The following is a 4,542-nucleotide window of genomic DNA, read 5'->3' as shown; positions in this document are numbered from 1 at the left end:
TCGGCAATCAATTTTTTTGCCTGTGCCTCGGTTACTATTGTGGAGACATATTTTGATGTCGATAAACGGGTGTACTCTACATTCCAACCGGTATCCTTGTTGTAAGAATCGAGAATCGGTTCTATTGCGGTAATGTTTGCGTATAAAGAGACCTTTTTATTTTCAACCTCTTCCCCTTTTTCACTTTTACCGGCAGCAAAAAGAACGCTGGTCATGACCAGAACCAAAGCAAGCACCACAAGGGTTTTCTTTAGTTTCATACCTTCCTCCATATTTAATTATTAGGTGATTTGGAAATGCTATCACGGTGGTCAATAAGCGTCAATTAAAACCGCTTTTTTGTGCGCCCCTTAACAGATGAAAACCGGTGGTTAATTTGTATCTTTTTTAAATTATAATTTTATTAACTTTTGGAGGTAATAGGAATTAACTTTTAATTTTTATTGACAAATCACTCGTTGTGGCTTATACCTGAAGGCAGGACAGCTGAACATAATTTTATGTAAATATTTGTTTTCATTGGTTTTTCATCACTCCTAATGAAAGAAAAGAGGTAGTGGATATGAATGGGAACGAACTATATTTACGGGATAAAAATGTTATTGCGGATGTTCTTAAACTTAGATTTTTTCCTGTAGTAGCTCAAAGGGGTAAGGGGAGCACCCTTACTGACGCAGATTCAAAAGAGTATCTTGATTTTTCAGCCGGTTGGGCGGTTGCAAATACCGGCTACTGCCACCCACGAATCATTAAAGCGGCAAACGAACAGATGCAAAAACTCTCTTTTTCTTCTCTGACTTCAATTATGAGTGAAGAGAGTATTTTGCTTGGTGAAAAAATATGTGCTTTAATTGACGGCGATTTTGAAAAAAAGGTTTGGTTTGGCCACTCCGGCTCAGATGCAAACGAGCTTTTGGCCAAAATGTTGCCGTTGGCAACAAAACGACCCCGAATCATTACATTTGTAGGCTCGTATCACGGAATGACAATGGGCTCGTACTCTATGAGCGGCCATCCTGCCCAAAGTACTTTTATCGGGGGAGGGAATGTAATTAAGATTGCCTATCCTTACTGTTACCGTTGTCCGTTTGCCAAAGAACTCGAAACCTGCAATTTTTTCTGCCTTAAATATGTAAAGGAGTTTGTTCTGGGTTCTGTTGTTCCTGCCAACCAAGTAGGAGCAATAATTGCCGAAGCCGTTCAAAGCGACGGCGGAGATGTGGTACCTCCCAAAGGGTATTTTAAAGAGTTGCAGCGAATCTGCAAAGATAACGGAATCTATCTGATATTCGATGAGGTTAAAGTCGGTTACGGCAGAACCGGCAAGATGTTTGGTTTCAACCATGACGAGGTAAATCCCGATGCGGTAGTACTGGGTAAGCCGATGGCTTCGGGACAGCCTTTAAGTGCAGTTGTCGGGCGGAAAGAAATAATGGATGCAGCTACCGGTGCCCATCTTTTTACCACGGGGGGAAATCCTGTGGCCTGTGCCTGCGGATTGGAGACTTTGGCGATAATTGAGGATGGGAAACTGATTAAAAACGCCGCTGTTATTGGCGATTATTTAAAAAATGAGTTTTTGCTTTTGGCAAAACGATACGATGTCATCGGAGATGTCAGAGGGCGGGGTTTAATAATCGGAATAGAACTTGTTTTAGACAGAAAGAGTAAAAAGCCGGCTTCCGATTTAGCTGCGGTTGTCTCCTATCGATGCTACGAACTTGGGTTGATTCTTTTTTGTACAGGTATTTCTTCGAATGTTTTAGAGATGACTCCGCCGTTGGTTCTCACAAAAGATGAGGCTAAAAAAGCCGTTGGAATTATTGAGCGAAGTCTCAGTGATGCCATCAACAACAGGGTTGATGAGAAAAAGGTCAAAGAATTTGCCGGTTGGGCTATTTAGTTTTTAAGGAGGAATTTTACATGGCAGAACTAATCGATTTTAGATCACCGCTGCCTGGGACAGTACTGGAGGTCATTGTGAAAAAAGGTGATCGGATAGAGGAGTCACAGCCTCTGTTGATCTTGGAGTCAATGAAAATGGAAAATGAAATATTTGCAGAATCAGGGGGAGTAATTGAGGAGGTCTTTATTACTGCCGGTCAAAAAGTCGGCGGTGACGAAATCTTAATGCAAATCAGAGTTGACTGATTAAACTTAACAGAAAGAGAGAGGTAAAAATGGCAAGTAAATATAATCCCGTTATTAAACGAATCGAAGAGAGAGATGAGTGCCCTGAAATAGTCTTCCGGCGTGGTGGAGATGGATTTGTGGAGGTAGTCTACGGCAGTGCGAAAGCTTCGGCTGACAAAAGCATAAAAGATATCATCCTCAGTTCGATGCGGGTCATTGTCATCAATGCCACAGTCAAAACAATGGCCATTAAAGGGTTAATCGAAACCGTACCGGGGGGAGAGAGCCTTTTATACGTCTACGATCCTTTACTGGTTACCGAGAGCAAACTGGTTTCGATTGTCAGCGATATTGAAATGGCTCTGGCAAGCGTAACCGATAGCGTTGTCGAAACACGTTTTATCCGTCTGCCGATAGCATTTGACCATTCGCTTGTTAAAAAATCGATTGAAAAATATGTCAATGAAATTAATCCCACGGCTGTAAACTGTAAAGACAACAGTAATTTAGCATACGTGGCTTCGTACAATGGGATGAGTGTCAATGAGCTTAAAAAGCGGTTTGTCGGGACTGAGTGGTTAGTTTCAATGGTTGGATTTTTCCCAGGGCTTCCCTACTACTACCCGTTAAACCCTGCTGGTGCCATCACCTGTCCCAAATACAATCCGGCCCGCTCTTGGACACCGGAAGGCACAGTCGACCTTGCCGATTACTGTTCAACTATTTTCGGGGTAGCTTCCAGCGGAGGTTATCAACTGATTGGCAGAACCGCTCCGATTTTTCAGGCCAATCAAAAACATAAGCAGTACAAAGAGAGTCCCGCTTTATTTAAACCAACCGATATTCTGCAGTTTTATGAAGCCAGTGAGCCGGAGGTTGATGCAATTTATGATGAGGTGGCACAAGGTAAATATGAATACGACATTGTTGGACGCCGCTTCTCAATGAAGGAGTGGTTGGCTTTTTATGCATCGAAAGAAGACGATGCCAAAGAGCTTCGCAAAATGCAAGAAGCTGGGCGTAAAGCTACGCCTGCGTTATAAGAGGAGGTCTAATCAATGGCAAAAGTTATAGTTTCCGGCATTCAAAGCATTATCGAAGAGTGGCAGGGAAGAAAGGGATATATGGATATCGGGATTGCCCACAGCGGAACAATGGACCACTACAGTGCAAGATTTGCCAATCTGCTTGTCGGAAATGATCTAAACGAGGCTTTGATTGAAATAACTGGTGCAAACTTTGTTATGGAGTTTGAAGAGGAGAGTGTCATTGCAGTAACGGGAGCCGACAGCAATCCTAAAATAAACGGTGCAGAAATAGCTTTATGGCAAACCCACAGCGTACAAAAAAAAGACCGGCTCGATATCGGACGGATAGGAGCACAGATAAACGGTTTCAGACAGTATCTGGCGGTAGCCGGAGGAGTTAACTCCGACGAATATTTGGGAAGCAAGTCTACTGCCATTTACGGGGGATTTGGAGGAGTTGAGGGGCGTTCTTTAAAAAGAGGCGATAACCTTACTTTCGGTAAACCTTCAAAACCGCTTGATGATTTAATTAAAAGGAGAATTAAAAAACATCTGATACCATTATACGGTCAAAAATGGCAGATGAGGGCGATTCCTGGACCAAACGGGGCACCCGATTTTTTCACAGAAGAGGGGATGGAACTTTTTTTCAGTGCCACTTATAAGGCTCAGCTAATCTGTGACCGCTCCGGAATCAGATTGGACGGACCTAAACCGATATTCAATGCCGAACGCGCAGCTGCCGGGGGGCACCCTTCTAATATTACAGACCACGGTTATCCGGGACCGGGCTGTCTGAATATCAGCGGCGATACCCCGATAATTTTACCCAGAGAGGGTCCGACCTCGGGCGGCTATGTCTGTGCTCTTTCGATTATTTATGTCGACCAATGGATGATGGGTCAAATAGTTCCCGGCCGGGATGAGGTTGAATTCATCTACTGTACGTTGGACGAAGCCGTAGAATTAAGAAAAAGACAAAATGCAGTATTCGTTGAAGGCTCAATTGAATCAGCTTAAAGCGATTAGCAAAAGGAGAAGATATGGCACTCATCAAAGTTGCGCTTAATGCCGATATGGGCGAAAGTTTCGGTCTTTATAAAATGGGTAACGACGAGGCGCTGATGGAGTATGTTACGACTGCCAACTTAGCTTGCGGTTTTCATGCCGCAGATCCGATGGTAATGCAAAAATCGGTTCGGTTGGCTAAAAAGCACGGAGTTTCAGTTGGAGCTCATCCGGGATTTAAAGACCTCCAGGGATTCGGACGGAGGATGTTAGGCCTCAGTGCACAGGAGTTGTATGCCGATACTATTTACCAATTCGGTGCGTTGGATGCTTTTCTTAGAGTTGAGGGGATGGCAATGACTCATGTTTGCCC

Annotated in this window: 6 protein-coding genes; 5 read left to right on the top strand and 1 reads right to left on the bottom strand. The window is 43.6% G+C overall.

All coding sequences use genetic code 11. The annotated features are described in order from the left end of the window. Positions 1-260, bottom strand: a 260-nt coding sequence (locus tag WC958_06225; GenBank protein ID MFA5629817.1) for a hypothetical protein, incomplete at its 3' end; no start/stop codon positions are given. 302 nt (positions 261-562) lie between these two features. Between WC958_06225 and WC958_06220 the strand changes: the two genes are divergently transcribed. From WC958_06220 to WC958_06200, 5 genes are all read left to right on the top strand, one after another. Then, the gene (locus WC958_06220) at positions 563-1,903 is read left to right on the top strand and encodes an aspartate aminotransferase family protein (GenBank protein MFA5629816.1); all 1,341 of its coding nucleotides are present in this window, start codon (positions 563-565) and stop codon (positions 1,901-1,903) included. Positions 1,904-1,923: 20 nt separating this feature from the next. Next, complete coding sequence (locus tag WC958_06215; GenBank protein MFA5629815.1) at positions 1,924-2,151, top strand: biotin/lipoyl-containing protein; 228 nt, start codon at positions 1,924-1,926, stop codon at positions 2,149-2,151. A gap of 29 nt (positions 2,152-2,180) precedes the next feature. Beyond that, positions 2,181-3,176 carry a carboxyltransferase domain-containing protein gene (locus tag WC958_06210; GenBank protein ID MFA5629814.1) on the top strand — a complete coding sequence of 332 codons (996 nt, stop codon included), beginning with the start codon at positions 2,181-2,183 and terminating at the stop codon, positions 3,174-3,176. Between the two features lie 15 nt (positions 3,177-3,191). Beyond that, positions 3,192-4,181, top strand: coding sequence for a biotin-dependent carboxyltransferase family protein (locus WC958_06205; GenBank protein ID MFA5629813.1), 990 nt, complete (start codon positions 3,192-3,194; stop codon positions 4,179-4,181). Positions 4,182-4,204: 23 nt separating this feature from the next. Next, the coding region (locus tag WC958_06200; GenBank protein ID MFA5629812.1) for a LamB/YcsF family protein at positions 4,205-4,542 on the top strand (338 nt) is incomplete at its 3' end.

The organism is Dehalococcoidales bacterium (genome assembly GCA_041656115.1).
In the GTDB taxonomy this organism is placed as follows: Bacteria; Chloroflexota; Dehalococcoidia; order Dehalococcoidales; family UBA5627; genus UBA5627.
This window is presented reverse-complemented; position numbering and strand designations above follow the sequence as displayed.

Excerpts from the sequence above, each read along its gene's own strand:
- WC958_06210 (MFA5629814.1), top strand. The coding sequence starts at position 2,181 with ATGGCAAGTAAATATAATCCCGTTATTAAACGAATCGAAGAGAGAGAT.
- WC958_06220 (MFA5629816.1), top strand. The coding sequence starts at position 563 with ATGAATGGGAACGAACTATATTTACGGGATAAAAATGTTATTGCGGAT.
- WC958_06205 (MFA5629813.1), top strand. The coding sequence starts at position 3,192 with ATGGCAAAAGTTATAGTTTCCGGCATTCAAAGCATTATCGAAGAGTGG.
- WC958_06215 (MFA5629815.1), top strand. The coding sequence starts at position 1,924 with ATGGCAGAACTAATCGATTTTAGATCACCGCTGCCTGGGACAGTACTG.